We start from the raw sequence: 17304 nt of genomic DNA on the forward strand, positions 1-17304 counted from the left end.
CGAGACTCCGTTGGAACGCATCCAGACACTGCTCAACGCCATCCAGTAGTCCAAATCGAGGCGTGCCGCCCGCCCGCCCGCGTTCATCCTGGCTGGTTCAATGCTTGCTCGGCGTAGACGGAGCAACACGGGCGATGAGGAACACAAGGAGACGTTCGGATAGAGATGACGCTACCGGCCGGTGTACTTCAGGTGGAGCGACGGCAGGATATGGATATGGGCGGTGCTAAAATACACACTAGCTAACATTCCTCAAGAGGGCGTGGTATCGCCGTGAGGGGTCAAGCCATTGAGGCTGTTCGTCACTTCGCGACCTCGTTGCGTGAGGTTACGGCCCCATCGTTTGGTGCCAACCCTGAGGATCAACTCAAAGGGCCGGTGGCACAACTCGTTAACCAAGTAGCGGCTGCATTCGGACACAATGTGCAGGTTCGGACGGAGGTCCAAGTCCAGGGCTTGGGGCGGCCCGACGTGGGCGTGTGGACAGACGGTGCAGGTGCCCTTCTAATCGGACACATCGAGCTGAAGGCCCCGGGAACACCCATCGATCCATCTACGTTTCGTGGGCACACCCGAGCACAGTGGGAGCGGTTCCGTCTTCTACCAAACGTAATCTATACCAACGGCATCGAATGGCGCCTATATCGAACGGGAGAACTGCTGCAGGCCGCCGGGCTACCGCAGTCGATTCTGAGGGGAAAGGCAGTCCGGCTCCAGGAAGAAACGATTCGCCCTCTGGTGGACCTGCTGCTAGCCTTCCTAACCTGGCAACCACAAGTGCCACGATCTGCAGAGGCACTGGCGCAACGTATCGCACCGCTGTGTCGCCTGCTCCGTGATGAGGTTCAGGACGCGGTCGAACGTGGGGATCAGGCCCTAACGATGGTTCGCCAAGAATGGCAAACTTACTTGTTCCCTGAGGCTACTACGGCGGATTTCGCGGACGCCTTCGCACAGACGTTTACATACGCGTTGCTTCTGGCACGGACGGAGGATCTGCCGTCGGTTAACACTGACCTTGCCGCCGCAGCCCTCAAGCAAAAGCACGCCCTACTTGGTACGGCCCTTGAGCTCATGAACAACGCGCGACAGTCCGTGTCCCTGGCTGTGGATGCTCTTGAGCGCGTTGTCAACGCCATCGACCCAAAGGCGTTTTCCAGGGACGATGACCCGTGGCTCTACTTTTATGAGAAATTCCTCGCGGTTTATGACAATGACCTGCGCAAGGAGCGGGGGGTCTACTATACGCCCCCACAGATCGTGCGAGCACAGGTTCGCCTAGTGGGGGAGCTCCTTCGGGAGAAGTTTGGTAAGCAGTGTTCTTTCTTGGACGATGGCGTGAACGTCCTCGATCCCGCCGTAGGTACGGGCACATACCTGCTGGGTGTGCTGGAGGAAGGACTCGCCGATGTTCGGCAGGTGCTAGGTCCGGGCTCAGTACCTAGCTATGCCTCAAGGGCTGCACGAAATCTGTATGGCTTTGAATTGCTGGTTGGACCATATGCCGTCGCACATCTCCGGATGGCGGAACGTATTAAGGCACACGGTGGCAGTATTCCAGAGGAAGGCTGCCGAATCTTTCTAACGGATACATTGGAAAGCCCCTACTCGGCGGACGATCCGAAAGCCGGCGGTGGCCAATTTAGCCTTCTCGTTGCGCCGTTGACAATGGAGCGCAGGCGTGCTCAGGATGTCAAGAAAGAAACTCCGATTCTCGTCTGCATTGGTAATCCACCATACGACCGTCAGGTTATCGATTCCGAAGGCCAAGGTGTCCGCCGCAAGGGCGGTTGGATTAGGTTTGGATCGGACAACGACCCTGATCACCCGGACGCCGAACATTCTCTCTTGCAGGAGTTTCTTCGTCCAGCACGAGAAGCCGGTTTGGGCGTTCATCTGAAGGCGTTATATAACGATTACGTTTATTTTTGGCGATGGGCTCTGTGGAAAGTGTTTGAGGCTAATGATGGTCCCGGTATCGTGTCCTTCATTACCGCGTCCTCTTACATGACCGGGCCGGGCTTTGTTGGTATCCGCGAGAAACTTCGTCGGACGGTGGACGAGCTTTACATCATTGACCTCGGAGGCGACGCCCTGGGCCCGCGGCCGGAGGAGAACGTTTTCGCCATCCAGACGCCCGTGGCAATAGCGATCGCTGTTCGGTTCGGCCGTCCCCGCCCAGAGGAGCCAGCAAAAGTATATTATACACGCATTCGTGGAACAGCTGAGGAAAAGCTCACTATGCTTTCGAGAATTCGCTCGTTTAGAGATCTCGAATGGGTGGAAGTACCCAATGGGTGGCACGATCGCTTCTTGCCAACAACAACTGGGCGATACAGCCAGTGGCCCCTTCTTACAAGCATTTTCCCGTGGCAGCATTCGGGAGCCGAGATAAAGCGTTCGTGGCCTATCGGGGAATCCCAGGAAGTTCTACGTGAGCGCTGGAAGGCCCTCATGACGAGTTCCCTAACAGAGAGACGGGAGTTGTTTAAGGAAACGAGAGATCGTAAGATCGACCGCCGGTACCAAAACTTCGACGGCAGGCGCTTACCGTCAATCGCGGAACTCGATGAGTCCACGCCCTGTCCCGCTATTGAACGTTACGCATTTCGTTCTTTTGATCGCCAGTGGATAATCTTTGATCCCCGGGTGGCGGACTATCTTCGTCCGCCACTTTGGAAGGTGCATAGTTCGCGGCAGATATACCTGACGTCCTTACTGGCGTTTCCTCTTGGTGAAGGGCCGGCAGCGGTGGTATGCGCATATGTGCCTGATCTTCACCACTTTCGAGGAAGCTTTGGCGGCAAGGACGTAATTCCCCTTTGGAGAGATGCTGCGGGGACGGTGCCCAACATCACGGCAGGGGTCCTCGAGCTGCTCAGTGGACACTTTAACTTCAACGTCGATCCGATAGATTTGTTCGCCTATGTCTACGCCATCCTATTTTGTCGGCTGTACACGACGCGCTTTGCCGACGAGCTGCAGGTGCCCGGTCCCCGGGTGCCTATCACGATGAATGGAAGTCTATTTCGAGATGTGGCTCAGTTGGGACGCCGACTTATTTGGCTGCATACGTTTGGTGAACGGCTGCGAGACGAATTCGGACCTATCCCACGCGGTATGGCTAAGCATGTACGGGGGAGCGCGGAGGCAACGGTTCCAAACAACTTTCATTATGATCCCGTAACACAAAGGCTGACCGTTGGTGAGCACGTCTTCGGCCCCGTCCGTCCTGACGTTTGGGAATTCTCTATCTCTGGTTACCGACCCGTGGAGCGGTGGCTGGACCGACGAATGAAGGACCGCGGGGGGAGACACTCGTCGGATCTTGACGACATCCGGCCCTTCTGGGATGTCACCATGACCAGGGAATTGCTCGAGCTACTCTGGGTGTTAGAGGCGACGTTGGACTTGGAGCCCGAACTCAACGAAGCTTTCGACCGGATCATTGACGGTGAGACCTTTACAGAGTACGACTTCCCGGCTCCCAGCGACGCTGAGCGTGAGCCGCCCGCAGACGCCGACACACAGAGGCAGTTGAGTCTGGGTGATGGGCGATAAGGAATTCGTGGGTCGCCTGATAGAAGAGTGTTTCTAAGGGCCTGCCTGATGGGGGTGTACGGTCACCATGCCTGCGGGGAGGATATTATCGTGGATCAGGATTTCCTGTCGAGATTCGTTGCAGCTATTGCAGCCCAGGCTTCGCGTGGATTCAAGTCCGTGCGGGTGGAGGGTGTCAGGTATCGACCACCGGATTTCGAAGTTCTTGTAGATATTCGCGGCCGAAAGCAGCAAGTAGTGCTTTACCAGTCAGAGGTAGAAGACACTATCAGAGATAACGCATTGGTCTTGAAATTGGAGCGGCAGTTATTCAATGCTGGAGGCGTCATGAGAGAGGAGTCATAATGGTCGCTAGGGATAAGGTGCTGTTTTGGGGGGCGGTCGGTTCCGTGACCAGGAAGCGGTTTCGTGCTTACATAGATGAGTCTGGTGACGAGGGCTTTACGTGGTACGAGGACGGTTCAGGTGCAACCCGCTGGTTCATTATGGGGGCAATAGTACTCGAGGCGGCGGAGCATGATCTACAGGTTGCTGCTGCAATCGACAACATAAAGGTACGGCTGGGCTTACCACCACATAAGCCTCTGCACTGGAGAAAGCGTCGGGATCACAGGCAGAGGAAAGTAATGATCCAAGAAATCGCAGGTAAGCCATTTTGCGTAATTTATGTAGCTGTATATAAGCCAGATCTTTGTTCCGATAAGCTTAAGAAACCGCCCGCTCTTTATCTATACGCTAGTCGTTACCTGTTGGAACGTGTGTCATGGTACGTGGATGATAGGGGAGGACGGGTCGATTGTATTTTTGAACATAGGTCATCCTTGTCATATGACGAGCTAAGGGGTTATATTACGACGCTAATTGCGGATCCGAAAAATCAGATTCGTCCGGTTATCGACCGGATTGTGCCGAAGAATAAGGACCAGGTGAAGAATCTACAGGTGATCGACATCTGTAACGGTGCGATAAGTGAAGCTCTTGAGCCCGATCGATATGGCAATGTCGAAATTAGCTACCTCGCTGGGCTCCGATCACACTTGTACAGGAAGAAGGGTAGTTTGTTTGGTTACGGGTTGAAGCTATTCCCCACCGACGGCCAGACGCTGAGTCGGCGTGCAGGTTGGGAATGGTTAGCGGAAATCTAGAAAAAAGAAAATGCAGGCTCCGGGCGGAAGGATCCCACGCCTCCTCGGCGCTGCCGCCTTTCCGGCGACCTTCCGGGCACCCCGCGCATGCCTGCACTACTATATTATGCTACAGCCGGCGGAGTGTCAATCAGGGCAGGGATCAGATCGGGAGGCAACTTGAGGCTCGGGAGACGTGTGCGGGGAGACGAGACCCGCGACCCGCGTCACTCACGTCCAAGCGAGTACCGCTAGTCGGTACGGGTAGTCGCCCGTTGGGCCCAGCATGGACGTTTGGGGTGTCAGGGTTGGTGGGCACACCGGAGAAGAGGCGCGACGAAGATGCGTGCGATTCGCACGGCACGTTGCGCGTCCCCGGTTTGTCCTCACTCCCGTGCTGCATAGAAAGGGCCAACGCCGATCCGGAGAATTCCGTTGGGCGAAACCGTACCTTCGTGGCTGCTAGCGCTCCATGCGCTCACGCTTCGCATTCACCCACGCGCATTAAGCGGTAAGGCGCCAAGAAGGGGGGTGGTGGATGTGCTCGTCAAGGCAGATAGGGTTGCCAGCGAGTTTTCAGTATCGCGCCGCACGGTATACGAGTGGGCTAAGGACTACGAGGCAATCCGAATAGGGGCCGCCGTCTGGATGGGGAAGCGGTGTGTCCGGTTCGACCTTGGGAAGCTGCGCGACTGGCATCAGCAACGTTCCCTACGCCTGCGAGGGCTAATCGGACGGCCTGGACGACCCAGAAAGGGAGCTATTCAATGAGGCCGAACATCAGGCACGGAGGCGCGGGTAGGCGGGGAAACCGAACATCAACGACATGACATTCCCCATCACCTTCGGGCTCTGAGAACAACTCCTTCACTTTCGGTACGGGGGCGGGCTTATGCCTGCCCCCCTTACTCGCACGCGATGCCGTCCTTATCCCGAGCTAACCTGTGTACGTGCCGGCCCACAACCTGTGGGACACCGCGAAACCTGGCTCTATGCACAAACTCCACGTTGGGGCATGGCCGTTGCTGTCGGCCACCGCAACTCCACGGAGCGGGCGAGGGATACGGTCCTGCAGTTGAAAGGTTGGCTAACTGTGTGCGGCACAGTGGATGACGCGGTAGCGCAGGCCCGTGACGAGATTGATGCCCTGCGGGCGCGCCCCCTACGGGTAGGGCCTCTCACCCAAGGGCCGGGCGCCGCCTTCATCTCTCAGGCTATCGTTCGCTATCGGTGTCGAGCACGCCGACGCCGCATTTTCTCGCGATTCTTGCAGCGAGCGCTGCAATAGAGGCGACGACCGGGTGGCACCAAGTTGTCACAATCTGCAGATGCACACCGCCGCGGCGGTACAAAAGCGGTGGACAGCCAGTGAAGGAGGGCTGCCCCGCGTGCCCCGCGAGGTCTTACGCTGAGCTGTGGACCATTCCCCAACACGATCGTCACGTCCCTGGCGAGCTGACGGAAGCGCACGCTTAGCGCCCGCCACGCAGATGCGACAGCATCGTAATCCGTGGGGGGCTGGATTACCCAATGCTCGTCTTCGTCGTCGCCGATGCGCTCGACAACGCCCCTCACATGTCCCTTCCGGTCCACGTGGATCAAGCCCGCCAGCTCGCGTTCCTCCCGATCTTCGTCTTCGTGGTCGCCAAGTGAGAAGACGCGCGGATGGGTTCCGCCAAACGTGATGTCGGCCAGCGACGATGGCTGTTTTTGTGCCCGCAAGTTGTCCCATAGCGCGGTTAAATCCCGAAACGGTTCAAGGTAGTCAATGATCTCCTGTGCGCTCACGACGATCCAGTGGTCGGGGTTTTCGTCCGCATCCGGAGGCGGTTCAAGCCCGGCGGCGCGAAAGGCGTCAGATGGGGTGTCAAAGCCCAGGCGCGGTTCATGCTCGAATCCCAGGAGCCCCACCGTCCGATAGAGGGTTGCGAGTTCTTCCAGATTCCGACTTTGGGCCGCAAAGAAGCCCCTGCGAATGTTGCTCCAAAAGCGCGCGGTTTCGAGCAGGCGCCTGCCTGCGCCAGGGTCAGCGGGTCGAACATCCCTCAGAAAGAGCAGCGCAGCTGCTCCTTCTTCCTTCGCGTAATGCACTTCTGCCGGGAGCTGTGGCCGCCAGACGACTTCGAAGGAAAGGGCAAGGCCTCCCACCGTTTCCTCCCCCTGTATCCCTTTGTACCCCCTCATGATATGCCTGAAACAGGCTGGACGCAACACGTGAAGGGAGGTTGTGCCTGACCATGACTGGTCGTGTCAAGAGGCCCTTGCTCATTCCGCTGAGCGTCGCCGCGCCGCTCCTCATGCCCGGCCGGTGCCGGAGCGCGTGGTATGCCGCAGCCGCATCGGGAGCCATTCCCGTCCGCCGGGTGGGCCGTCGGCTCATGGTGTCCGCAGTCGAGGCTGCGCGTCTTGCAGGGTGCACAGTGCACGATCTGTGGAGGGTGCTTGAGGAGCTTGAGGGGGAAGCGGGGGGCGACGAGGGGGCTGACGAACGTGATGCCAACTAAAGCAAAAGCCCCGGCGGCGGCCGGGGCGGGCGTTGAGGGGACGAGCCCTTCGACCCCCAGCGTACTCCAACCGCCATCGGAAGGCAAGCGAAACGGCGACGCGGCACCGGACCGGATGCTACGGGCCGCGCTGGCGTACGCCGCCCGCTTCGGCTGGTCCGTCCTGCCGCTGCACTCCATCCGCGAGGGACGTTGCACGTGCGGCCGGCCCGATTGCGCGAGCCCCGGAAAACATCCGCTGACGCCCCGCGGCGTCCATGACGCCACCAAAGACGCCAACACAATCCGCCGCTGGTGGACCCGCTGGCCGTGGGCCAACGTCGGCATCGCCACGGGGCAGGCGAGCACGATCTGGGCTCTGGACATTGACGAAGGCGGTGATGAGTCCCTGCGGGAGCTGGAGGCTCAACATGGCCCGCTCCCGGAAACCGTCGAGGCCCTGACGGGGAGCGGCGGCCGCCATCTCCTGTTCCGGTATCCGGGCCGTCCCGTGCCCAACAAGGTGGCCCTGGCGCGGGGGCTGGACGTGCGCGGTGACGGCGGCTTCGTCGTGGCGGCACCATCGCTTCACGTGAGCGGCCGGCGCTATGTTTGGGAATTGTCCAGCCGGCCGGGCGAGGTCCCCATCGCGGCGGCGCCGCAATGGCTGCTGGACCTAGTACTGGCCGGGGCCGATGAGCGGCGGGCCACGCCGCCGGAGGAGTGGCGTCGGCTGGCGGCCTTCGGGGTGGAGGAAGGCCAGCGGAACGTCACCGTCGCACGGCTGGCGGGCCACCTGCTCCGGCGCGGCGTGGACGGCTACGCGACGGCGGCCCTTCTGCTGGCGCTGAACGAGGCCCGGTTCAAGCCGCCGCTGCCGGCCGAAGAGGTCCTGCGCGTCGTCGCCAGCATCGCCAAGCGCGAAGCGGCCCGGCGGGGGCTGCCGGCAGGGGGGCGGTCGGCGTGAACCTGGACCTGTCCGCGCTGGCGCTACTGGCTGAGGGCCGCTCAGGGCGGGTGGTGGAGCGCCGACCGGCCGTCAAGCGGCTAGCGGACGTGGACCCCGAAGAGGTCCGCTGGTTGTGGAGGCCCTACATCCCCCTGGGCAAGCTGACGATCGTTGAAGGCGACCCTGGCGTGGGGAAAACCTGGCTGTCCCTGCGGCTTGCTGCGGGCGTGTCGCGGGGCGAACCGTTGCCGGGGCCGGACGGCGTGCCGCGCGAGTGGCGGGAGCCGGCCAATGTCCTGTACCTGACGGCCGAAGACGGCCTGGGCGATACGCTGCGGCCGCGGCTGGATGCGGCGGGTGCGGATCCGGAGCGGGTCTTCGCGCTGACCGGCTGGCAGGGCCGCGACGACGAGGGCCGCGAGCGGACCGGGGCCGTCACCCTTCAGGACGTGGACATCCTGGCAGCGGCCATCGCGCAGCATCGGCCCGCGCTGGTGGTCATCGACCCGGTGCAAGGGTTCATTGGCGCCGGGGTGGACATCCACCGGGCCAATGAGGTGCGGGGCGTACTGGCCGGGCTTGCGCGCCTGGCCGAGGAGTACCGGTGCGCCATCCTGCTGGTTCGCCATCTCGCCAAGGCCTCAACCGACCGCGCCATCCATCGGGGCTTGGGCAGCATCGACTTCGCGGCCGCGGCCCGCTCGATCCTGCTGGTTGGCCAGGACCCGGACGATGAAACGGGCGCCCGGCGGGTGGTGGCGCACGTCAAATCATCGCTGGCCGAGAAGGGGCCCTCGCTGGCGTACAGCATCCGGGAGGGCGCCTTCTACTGGGAAGGGACGGCGGACGTGGACGCGGAGGCGCTGCTGGCCCCGCGGGTGGAGCATGACGGTGAGCCGAAGTTGCCGCGGGCCGTCGAATGGCTCCTGGAGGTCCTGGCCGAGGGACCGGTGTCGTCTGGCGAGATCAAAGAGCGCGCGGCGGTCGAGATCGGCGCCAGCAAGCGCACCCTGTGGCGCGCCGCCCGCCAGGTTGGCGTTCGCACTCGCAAGGTGGGCCCCGCGTGGGTCTGGGAGCTGGCCGATACGCCTGGCACAGATACCGGGCCAACCGTGACAAACAATTCGCTGGCACAGTTGGCACACTTCCAAGAAACCCGCATGGCGCAAGGCTTTCTTCCAACTGTGCCAACTGTGCCAAGCCAGAGTGTGGCACACATGGGCGCCAGCGGGGATGACGACGGCGAGTTTGAAGAGGGGGCCATCCCGCTATGACGGCCGCAGAGTTGCTGGACGAACTGCGCCGCCGTGGCGTGCGGCTGTGGGTTGAGAATGGCGCCCTGCGGTTCCGGGCACCCAAGGGCGCGTTGACCCCGGCGTCGGCCCGGGCCATGCACCAGCAGGCGAGACAGTTGGCGAACCTGCTTCAGGGCTGGCCGCCGTACTGGCCGCTGGAGGCGTGGCAGGAGCAATGGGGATGGGTGGCGGTTCGTGATCCGTTCACGGGCAAGGTGCACGAGATTCGCTGGCGCGACTGCCCCGAGTGGCTGCGCCGCCGGGCGGAGGGGTCACCCGCCCGGGGCCGCGGCCCTCCCGCGGCCGCCCGCCGCCGGCGGTTGAGCGCGAATTGAGAAAGGGGTGGTGGTGGTGAGAAAGGAGCCGGCAACGTTTTGGCAGGACCTTGCGGCCCGGGCCCGTGAGCTTGCCGCCGCAGACGGCGAGCCTCCGCCTCCCGACCTGGAGCGCCTGCTGCAGGCCGGCGTGGAACAGGCCGTGGAGGCCCTGGTGGCCCATGCGGAGGCCGCAGCGAGCTGGCGGGCGCGACAGGGCGCCTATAAAGCCATCGAAGAGTTTGCCCGGCGCCGCGCTGCGGAGGCCGCGGCCACCGAGGCGGCGGCGGCAGAGCGGGCGGGGCGTGCCAAGCGCGAGAAGGCCCTGAAGGACGCCGTACGGGCCGCAGCCCGGGCGGCCGCCGCAGGGGACCGCGTGGCGCACGTGCGGGCGTTGTCACGGGCGGCCGCGCTCTTGAGAGGAGAGGATTCGCGATGGACTTGAACCGACGGGACACCATCGCGGTCGACTATGCCCGCGAGGCGATGGGGCGCCACCTGCTCCTGCTCCGGGTGGCCGACCTGCCGGGTGCCGTTTCCATCATGGGGGAAGGGAAGGCGATCACCTTGCGAATCGAAGGCCGCATCATCACTGTTGACGGAGAGCGATTCGTCACGGCGGACCATGTCGTGGTCGAATAACAGGGAGTGACGGACATGGAGCCGATCGTCACGGTGGGCGCAATTCCGCCGCCGGTCGGGCGCCAGGAGCTGTTGCGGCGGGCGATCCTTCGCGCCGTCGCCGCCGGCGAGCCGCCGCGGTATGGCCCCGGGGCGGTCCGCTGGCAGGTCCTCCGCCAGCGGGTGGGCGGCCTGTACGCCGGCGCCGCGGTGCGGGCAATGCTCGACGAACTGATTCAGGGTGGCGAACTCGTTGAGGCCTGGCTTGAGCGCCCGCGCCCGGGGGCCAGCGCGCCGCGGCACGTCATCCTGGCGCGCGGGTTCGCGGGGTCGCTCCCCGGCGAGCCCGTACAGGCCCGGGGGCGCCCCGACGTCATCCGTGCCACGCCGGCTCTCAGGGGACTGGTCACCGGTTGAATTGAAGAGAGAAGGGGCGCCTGCGTGGCGCCCCTTTGGCTTGCACGTCCCCGAATCGCGCCGCCCTCACCGCGCGGCGGGGTCCCCGTGGCGGGCCAGGGCGAACACGAACTCCTGCACCACCGCGGCGTTGACCTGCCGCAAGAAGTGGGCCAGGACCCGCCGCGCGAGCGCGGTGGGGGCGTCGTCGAGGCACACCAGCCCCGCGACGGCCGCCTCGACCGCATCCAGCCCCGCCTCGGCGTCCTCGACCCACGCCGCCCACCCCTCGGGGTCCGCCGTCATCTCCTCGCGCACCCGTTCGACCACTGCGGCCGTCTCCCAGTTCAGCCCCCTGCCGGCCGTCCCTGCGAAGACCACGTGCCCGCAGGGGCTTTCCAGGTGGACCCGCACTCCACCGCCTTCCTCGGCCGCCCGGCCGACGGCCTCGGCCAGCTTCGCCAGTACGCCGGCCACCGCCGGGGACTCATGGACCTCCGCCCTCCCGTTGCGCAGAACGTGCAACCTCCACGGCGCCTGGCCATGCAGGAACATGCCGCATCACCCTCCATATCTCTCGCGGCCCCGCCAGTCTCCCGGGGGGCCGGATGCGAGCTTCCGCCTCGCGCGTCGCCGGAAAACCGCTTCCGCAAAGGCTTCTCGGGCGGCGCCCATTCCAACATCTTTCCAACGCATGTAGACGGACGGCGGTGGACGGGCGCGAAATTCGTTGTAATAAACGGGAAATTGAGCGGCAGAACGCAATTGGATGCGGCTAGATTGACGAATACTAATCAACATTAGGGAAGAAAAGCGCTGGGCTTGACTCACATTCAAGAGGTCGGAGGTTCGAGTCCTCCCGCGCCCACAGTGAAGAAAGTCGCACCACAGAAGGATTTCTTGAACGGGCCAGGATGGGCCGCTGGCGCGTAAGGGAACACTACGGGAACCAGGACTGGTTGGTGAAGCCACCATCCGGTCCTGATTGTTTACCCCCGGTATGTTTCTCCTCCTTTGCCCCCCGCCGCATTCGCAGGTCCTTACCGTTGCGTCGGTGCTCGCCACCGCAGGGGACGGGTTGGACCAAGCCCACTTGCCTACACTAGACACGAAGGTGGCCGCGGGCATCCGGCGACCCGGTGCACCACTGCCTCCCCTCCACGGTGGTGGTGCACCAAAGCTGGTTCGCCGAGCGATGCCGTGGGCCGGTTCGTCCGGCAGGGGTACCGGAGCGGGGTGCCGGAGGAGGCCCCGCGGCCCCACGCATTCCCGGCGACTTTCCGCGCGCCACCGGAAGGAAGTCGGCCGCCGGTCGCCAAACAACATCTGGGTTTGGACGAGCCGGGTTGCCGGCACCCGGCTCGCCAGCCGACTAGGGCATCAATAAGGAGGCTTTCCGGACGTGCCGAAGCGCAAAGCCGCCTCGATCCTGGTGGCCCTTTTACTGGTCGCGGCCTTCGTGCTGTCCGCTTGCGGCGGCGGCAACCAGCAAGCGGAGGAGCCCAAGGACCCTGACAAGCTGGTCATGGGCTTCGTCCCCTCGCAGAACGCGACCACCCTTCAGGAGACGGCCGAACCGCTGGGGAAGATGCTCTCCGACGAGCTGGGGATTCCTGTCGAGGTCTTCGTTTCCACCAACTTCATCGGCCTGGTCGAGGCCATGGCCAACGAGCAGGTCCACATCGGCTTCCTCAACCCCTTTGCCTACGTTATTGCCAAGGACCGCGGCGACCCGGTGGAGGTCATGTTCAAGAGCGTGCGCCACGGCAACGACAGCTACCGGGCGCAGATCTTCGTCCGGGCGGATAGCGGGATCAATGACGTGCAGGGCCTGAAGGGCAAGAAGTTCGCCTTCGTGGACCCCGCCTCCACCTCCGGCTACCTGTTCGCGGCCCACTACCTGCTCAAGAACGGGATCGACCCGGAGAAGGACATCGAGGCCATCATGGCGGGCAGCCACGACGGGGCCGTGCTCAGCGTGTACAACGGCCAGACGGACGGTGGCGCCAGCTTTGAAGACGCTCGCACCCTGCTCAAGGACGACTACCCCGACGTGATGGACAAGGTCAAGGTCATCGCCTACACCGACCCCATCCCCAACGACACCATCTCGGTGGCCAGCTGGCTGAGCGACGATCTGAAGAAGCGCATCCACGACGCCTTTGCCAAGATTGCCCAGACGGAAGAGGGCAAGAAGGTCCTCTTCGACATCTACGAGATCGAGGGCCTGACCGACGCCAAGGACAGCGACTTTGACATCATCCGCAACGTGGCCAAGGACATGGGGATCAACCTGGAAGAACTGGCCGACTGAGTACACCGGTGCCGGCGCGGTGGGACGGGGGGCACGGGAGGCTCCCCGTCCCCTTGCGCCTGGATCCTACAACGGCAGGGTGACGCCATTGATCGAGTTCCGCCACGTCAGCAAGGTCTACCCGGGCGGCGTGCGGGCCCTTCGGGACGTGTCGCTCAAGATCAACCCCGGCGAGTTCGTGGTCATCGTGGGCCTGAGCGGCGCCGGCAAGTCCACGCTGCTGCGGTGCATCAACCGCCTGATCGAGCCCAGCGAGGGCGAGATCCTGGTGGACGGCGTGGACGTGCGCAAGTTGAAGGGGGCCGAGCTGCGCCGCCTGCGCTCGCAGATCGGCATGGTCTTCCAGACCTTCAACCTGGTCAAGCGGTCCTCGGTGATCAAGAACGTGCTGGCCGGCCGCCTGGCCCACACCCCGGCCTGGCGCGGGCTGCTGGGTTGGTTCCCGCGGGAAGACGTGCGCCTTGCCCTGGAATGCCTGGACCGCGTGGGGATCGCGGACAAAGCTTGGGTGCGGGCCGACCAGCTTTCCGGCGGCCAGCAGCAGCGGGTGGCCATCGCCCGGGCCCTGGCACAGCGGCCCAAGATCATCCTGGCCGACGAGCCGGTGGCCAGCCTGGACCCGCCCACGTCCCACGTGGTGATGAGCGACCTGCGCCGGATCAACCGCGAGGACGGGATCACCACCATCGTCAACCTGCACTTCATCGACCTGGCCCTGGCCTACGCCGACCGCATCATCGGCATGCGCAACGGCCAGGTGGTGTTCGACGGGCCCGCCGCGGGGGTCACGGAGAAGACCTTCGAGGAGATCTACGGCCGGCCCGTGCGCGCCGAAGACTTCCGGGGGGGCGCGGAGGGCGCGGCGCCCCTGGCACGGGAGGCGGCGGTGGCGCCGATGGAGGGGAGCTCCCGGTGAGCCTGTCCGTTCGCGGCTGGCGGGATCCCGGAACCCGGGGAACAGGCGGCCCTGCCCGGGGTTCGGGCGCCGGCGGCAGGGAGGTGCCTGCGGGCCGGGAACGCCGTCCCCGGATGCCGGGACGGGCCCGGGTGGAGACCCTCTTCTGGCTCGTGGTGCTGGTGCTGCTCTACATCTGGAGTTCGGAGGGAACCCGGGTCAGCCTGGTCGACCTCTGGGAGGGCCTTGACACCGTAGGGCGCATGCTGGGCCGCATGTGGCCGGCGGACTGGGCCTACCTCCCCGAGACGGTGGGGCCGCTTTTGGAGACCCTGCGCCTGGCCCTGCTGGGCACCACCCTGGGGGCCATCCTGGCCGTCCCCCTGAGCTTCCTCGCGGCCCGCAACGTGGCGGGCACGGGCTGGGCGTACCAGATCGCCCGCGCCATCATGAATTTTATCCGTTCCATCCCCGACCTGGTCTGGGCGGCGCTTCTGGTCCCGGCGGTGGGCATCGGTCCCACGGCGGGCGTTCTCGCCCTGACCCTGTTCTCCACGGGCATCGTGGCCAAGCTGGTCAGCGAGTCGGTGGAGGCCATCGACCCCGGGCCCCTGGAGGCGCTGGATGCCGTGGGCGCCTCCCGCCTGGCTCGCACCGTCTACGCGGTGGTGCCCCAGGTGTTGCCCCACTTCATCGCCTACACGCTCTTCATGTTCGAGATCAACCTGCGCACCTCCACCGTGCTGGGCCTGGTGGGGGCCGGCGGCATCGGCTCCACCATGATGACCCAGCTGACCTTCTTCCGCTATGACCGCCTGATGGCCATCGTGGTCATGCTGTTCGTGCTGGTGGTGGTGGTCGACTGGATCAGCACCCGCTGGCGCCAGCGCCTGGTGGAGGGCGCGCCCGCCCTGGCGGCGAGCGATCCGGTCCTCATGGCGGAAGAACCCGGCCTGGCCCGCTCGCCCGCGGGCACCACCGCCGCGGCGCCCGCGGGGGCCGCGGCGGTGGCCGGCGGCCAGGCTGCGGAAGCCGGCCCCCTCACCCCGGCCGGCGACCCTGGCGCGCGCCCGGGCGCAGGAGCTGGTTCGACCCGCGTCACCGGTACCGGCCCAGGCGATGCCGGTGGGCGGCAGCCCGGGACGTTCCGGGGCTCTGGGGGCGCGGGCACCCGCGCCGGGCTCGAACCGCCGCGGCGGCCGTGGTGGCGGTGGGGCCTCGCCCTCGGCATCCTGGCCGCCCTCTACGCCTGGGCCTTCCAGGGGGTCCGGTTCGCCCTGGTGGGCGATCCGGGGCCGGTATTCCGCGGCCTCTTCTCGCCCAACTGGGACTATGCCGGCAAGGTCTTCGAGGGCGTGGCGGAAAGCCTGCAGATCGCCTTCCTGGGGACCTTGATCGCCTCGCTCGTGGCGGTGCCCTTCGGGTTCCTGGCGGCGCGGAACGTGGCGTCGACCCTGGCGGTGGTGGGCAAGGGGCTGCTGGATGCTATCCGCACCTTCCCCGAGCTGGTGCTGGCCATCATCTTCATGGCGGCCGTCGGCCCCTCGCCCTTCGCCGGCGTACTGGCCGTGGGCTTCCACTCCATCGGCACGGTGGGCAAGCTCTACTCGGAGGCGGTGGAAGCCGTCGACCGCGAGCCCATCGAGGCGCTGCAGGCGGTGGGGGCCTCGCCGCTGATGACCTTCTGGCACGGGGTGTTGCCCCAGGTGCTGCCGGAATTCCTCTCCTATGCCCTGTACCGCTTCGAGATCAACATCCGGGCCGCCACCGTGGTCGGGGTCATCGGCGCCGGCGGCATCGGCACCTCCCTGATCTTCAACGTCCAGCTGCGCAACTGGGAGAACGTTGGCATGGTGCTGGTGGGGATCCTGGCCACCGTCCTGGTAGTGGATGCCGTCAGCTCCCGCCTGCGCGGCCGGCTGGTATAGGGTGGGGGTCGGCCTGGACGGTCCCGCCCGCCGGCCAGGACGGTCGCCTGCGGCTGAAATCGTGTCCATTCAGGCGCCCGCCGGCCCAAGGTGGGCGCCCTGCTTATGGGGGGCTGCAGGGTTCCGGGACTAGGACCGGGGGCCGGCCCAGCAGAGGCGTGAGAGGCGTGGGCGCCGGGCACCGGGACCGCGGCCGCACCGCGAGGCGGCAGGCGCGGGCGCCTCCAGGGCGAAACAAGGAAAGAGGCAAGGAACGGGTGGGATGGCCGGGCGAGGTGGCAGGCCGGCTGTCGAGGCGTCCAGGCGAGGCGGCAGGCCTGGGTGTCGAGGCGTCCTGCTGCCCGGCTGGGCGTCGAGGGGCCCAGGCGGAGCCGGCAGGAAGAGCGATCCGAACGGGTGGCTGCGCCGAGCGCTAGGGCGAGCGGCCAGAAAGAGTGGCGAGGCCGGGCGGCCCCGGCGGGTGTCCTGAGCGAGCGTCCAGAGTAGCGTCCAGAGCAAGTCGCCAGAGCGACTGGCTAGAGCGGGTAGGCAAGACAAGAGGGCAAGGTGCAAGAGGGCAAGCGGGAGGGGGAAGGGCCATGGCCGATCCGGCGGCTTCGTCAACCCGGGCGGCGATCGCGGTGCGGGTGCGCCTCTTCGCGGTAGTGGCCGAGCGGCTGGGCGCGCGGCAGCTGGAACTGGAGTTGCCCGCAGGCGCCACGGCCGGGTCGGTACGGGACGCACTGGCCCGGCAGCATCCCCGATGGCGGCCGCTGCTGGACCTGTGCCGCCTGGCGGTCAACGGCCGCTACTGCGAACCGTCCACGCCCATCGGCCCGGGCGACGAGATTGCGCTGATCCCGCCGGTCAGTGGCGGCTCGGTGCCGGGCGAACCGGCCGCGCCAGCCGGCCCAAGCGGCAGGGTGGCGGCCGGGCCGGAGGGCCGGTTCTTCCTGACGGCGGAGCCCCTGTCCCTGGACGAGCTGTTTCGCCACGTCGCACGGCCCAGCCACGGGGCGGTGGTCCTCTTCGTGGGCATCACCCGCCGCTTCACCGGGGACCGGGAGACCGAGCACCTGGAGTACGAGGCCTACCTGCCCATGGCCGCCGAGGAACTGGCCCGCATCGGCGCGGAGGCCGAGGCCCGCTGGCCCGGTGCGCGCCTGGCCATCGGGCACCGCACCGGCGCCGTGCCCATCGGCGAGGCCAGCGTGGTGGTGGCCGCCGCTGCGCCCCACCGCCCGGCCGCCTTTGCCGCGGCCCGCTACGCCATCGACGAGCTCAAGGTCCGGGCGCCCATCTGGAAGCGGGAACACTATGCCGACGGGCAGGTCGAGTGGGTGGGGATTCCGGCGGCCGGCCCGGACCAGGGACAGCCGGCGTGACGCCTCGCCGCCCCGGTGGTAGGCGCCGCAGCTTGAAGCGCTGCTGGCGTTGAAGCGACC

15 protein-coding genes are annotated in these 17304 nt (G+C 65.4%); 13 read left to right on the forward strand and 2 right to left on the reverse strand.

Translation table 11 applies throughout. The features are described from left to right. Positions 1 to 471 precede the first annotated feature (471 nt). From ACZ5T9_RS03710 to ACZ5T9_RS03720, 3 genes are all read left to right on the forward strand, one after another. The gene (locus ACZ5T9_RS03710; protein WP_464833911.1) at positions 472 to 3561 is read left to right on the forward strand and encodes a type ISP restriction/modification enzyme; all 3090 of its coding nucleotides are present in this window, start codon (positions 472 to 474) and stop codon (positions 3559 to 3561) included. 90 nt (positions 3562 to 3651) lie between these two features. Continuing rightward, positions 3652 to 3906: a hypothetical protein gene (locus ACZ5T9_RS03715; RefSeq protein ID WP_464833912.1), complete on the forward strand. Its 255-nt coding sequence runs from the start codon at positions 3652 to 3654 to the stop codon at positions 3904 to 3906. A 44-nt stretch (positions 3907 to 3950) separates the two neighbouring features. Continuing rightward, positions 3951 to 4706, forward strand: a complete 756-nt coding sequence (locus ACZ5T9_RS03720) for a DUF3800 domain-containing protein (protein WP_464833914.1) — start codon at positions 3951 to 3953, stop codon at positions 4704 to 4706. Between the two features lie 1203 nt (positions 4707 to 5909). On the opposite strand, the gene ACZ5T9_RS03725 is transcribed toward ACZ5T9_RS03720, so the two are convergent. Beyond that, positions 5910 to 6833, reverse strand: a complete 924-nt coding sequence (locus ACZ5T9_RS03725) for a CGNR zinc finger domain-containing protein (protein ID WP_464833916.1) — start codon at positions 6831 to 6833, stop codon at positions 5910 to 5912. A gap of 471 nt (positions 6834 to 7304) precedes the next feature. Between ACZ5T9_RS03725 and ACZ5T9_RS03730 the strand changes: the two genes are divergently transcribed. The 6 genes from ACZ5T9_RS03730 to ACZ5T9_RS03755 are packed head-to-tail and all read left to right on the forward strand — an operon-like array spanning position 7305 to position 10764. Further along, on the forward strand, positions 7305 to 8135 hold the full coding sequence (locus tag ACZ5T9_RS03730) for a bifunctional DNA primase/polymerase (protein WP_464833918.1): 831 nt from the start codon (positions 7305 to 7307) through the stop codon (positions 8133 to 8135). Next, the gene (locus tag ACZ5T9_RS03735) at positions 8132 to 9391 is read left to right on the forward strand and encodes an AAA family ATPase (RefSeq protein WP_464833919.1); all 1260 of its coding nucleotides are present in this window, start codon (positions 8132 to 8134) and stop codon (positions 9389 to 9391) included. The genes ACZ5T9_RS03730 and ACZ5T9_RS03735 overlap by 4 nt, the downstream gene beginning before the upstream one ends. Beyond that, the gene (locus ACZ5T9_RS03740; protein ID WP_464833920.1) at positions 9388 to 9747 is read left to right on the forward strand and encodes a TubC N-terminal docking domain-related protein; all 360 of its coding nucleotides are present in this window, start codon (positions 9388 to 9390) and stop codon (positions 9745 to 9747) included. Before ACZ5T9_RS03735 ends, ACZ5T9_RS03740 begins: the two co-directional genes overlap by 4 nt. Positions 9748 to 9763: 16 nt before the next feature. Continuing rightward, the gene (locus ACZ5T9_RS03745) at positions 9764 to 10171 is read left to right on the forward strand and encodes a hypothetical protein (RefSeq protein WP_464833921.1); all 408 of its coding nucleotides are present in this window, start codon (positions 9764 to 9766) and stop codon (positions 10169 to 10171) included. Beyond that, entirely contained in the window at positions 10162 to 10368 is a 207-nt protein-coding gene (locus tag ACZ5T9_RS03750; protein WP_464833922.1) for a hypothetical protein, read from the forward strand. Before ACZ5T9_RS03745 ends, ACZ5T9_RS03750 begins: the two co-directional genes overlap by 10 nt. Positions 10369 to 10383: 15 nt before the next feature. Continuing rightward, on the forward strand, positions 10384 to 10764 hold the full coding sequence (locus tag ACZ5T9_RS03755) for a hypothetical protein (protein WP_464833923.1): 381 nt from the start codon (positions 10384 to 10386) through the stop codon (positions 10762 to 10764). Positions 10765 to 10830: 66 nt separating this feature from the next. Here the strand turns inward: ACZ5T9_RS03755 and ACZ5T9_RS03760 are convergent, their stop codons facing one another. After that, positions 10831 to 11298 (reverse strand): hypothetical protein, encoded by a 468-nt coding sequence (locus tag ACZ5T9_RS03760; protein ID WP_464833924.1) that lies wholly within the window; start codon positions 11296 to 11298, stop codon positions 10831 to 10833. An 847-nt stretch (positions 11299 to 12145) separates the two neighbouring features. Between ACZ5T9_RS03760 and ACZ5T9_RS03765 the strand changes: the two genes are divergently transcribed. The 4 genes from ACZ5T9_RS03765 (at position 12146) to ACZ5T9_RS03780 (ending at position 17244) form a co-directional block, all read left to right on the forward strand. Next, a complete protein-coding gene (locus tag ACZ5T9_RS03765) occupies positions 12146 to 13057 on the forward strand; it encodes a phosphate/phosphite/phosphonate ABC transporter substrate-binding protein (protein ID WP_464833925.1) in 912 nt (303 codons plus the stop codon). 88 nt (positions 13058 to 13145) lie between these two features. Continuing rightward, complete coding sequence (gene phnC / locus ACZ5T9_RS03770; protein ID WP_464833927.1) at positions 13146 to 13973, forward strand: phosphonate ABC transporter ATP-binding protein; 828 nt, start codon at positions 13146 to 13148, stop codon at positions 13971 to 13973. After that, positions 13970 to 15880: a phosphonate ABC transporter, permease protein PhnE gene (phnE, locus tag ACZ5T9_RS03775; protein WP_464833929.1), complete on the forward strand. Its 1911-nt coding sequence runs from the start codon at positions 13970 to 13972 to the stop codon at positions 15878 to 15880. The genes phnC and phnE overlap by 4 nt, the downstream gene beginning before the upstream one ends. Positions 15881 to 16458: 578 nt before the next feature. Then, on the forward strand, positions 16459 to 17244 hold the full coding sequence (locus ACZ5T9_RS03780) for a molybdenum cofactor biosynthesis protein (RefSeq protein ID WP_464833931.1): 786 nt from the start codon (positions 16459 to 16461) through the stop codon (positions 17242 to 17244). Positions 17245 to 17304: the final 60 nt, after the last annotated feature.

The organism is Thermaerobacter nagasakiensis, from assembly GCF_055396825.1.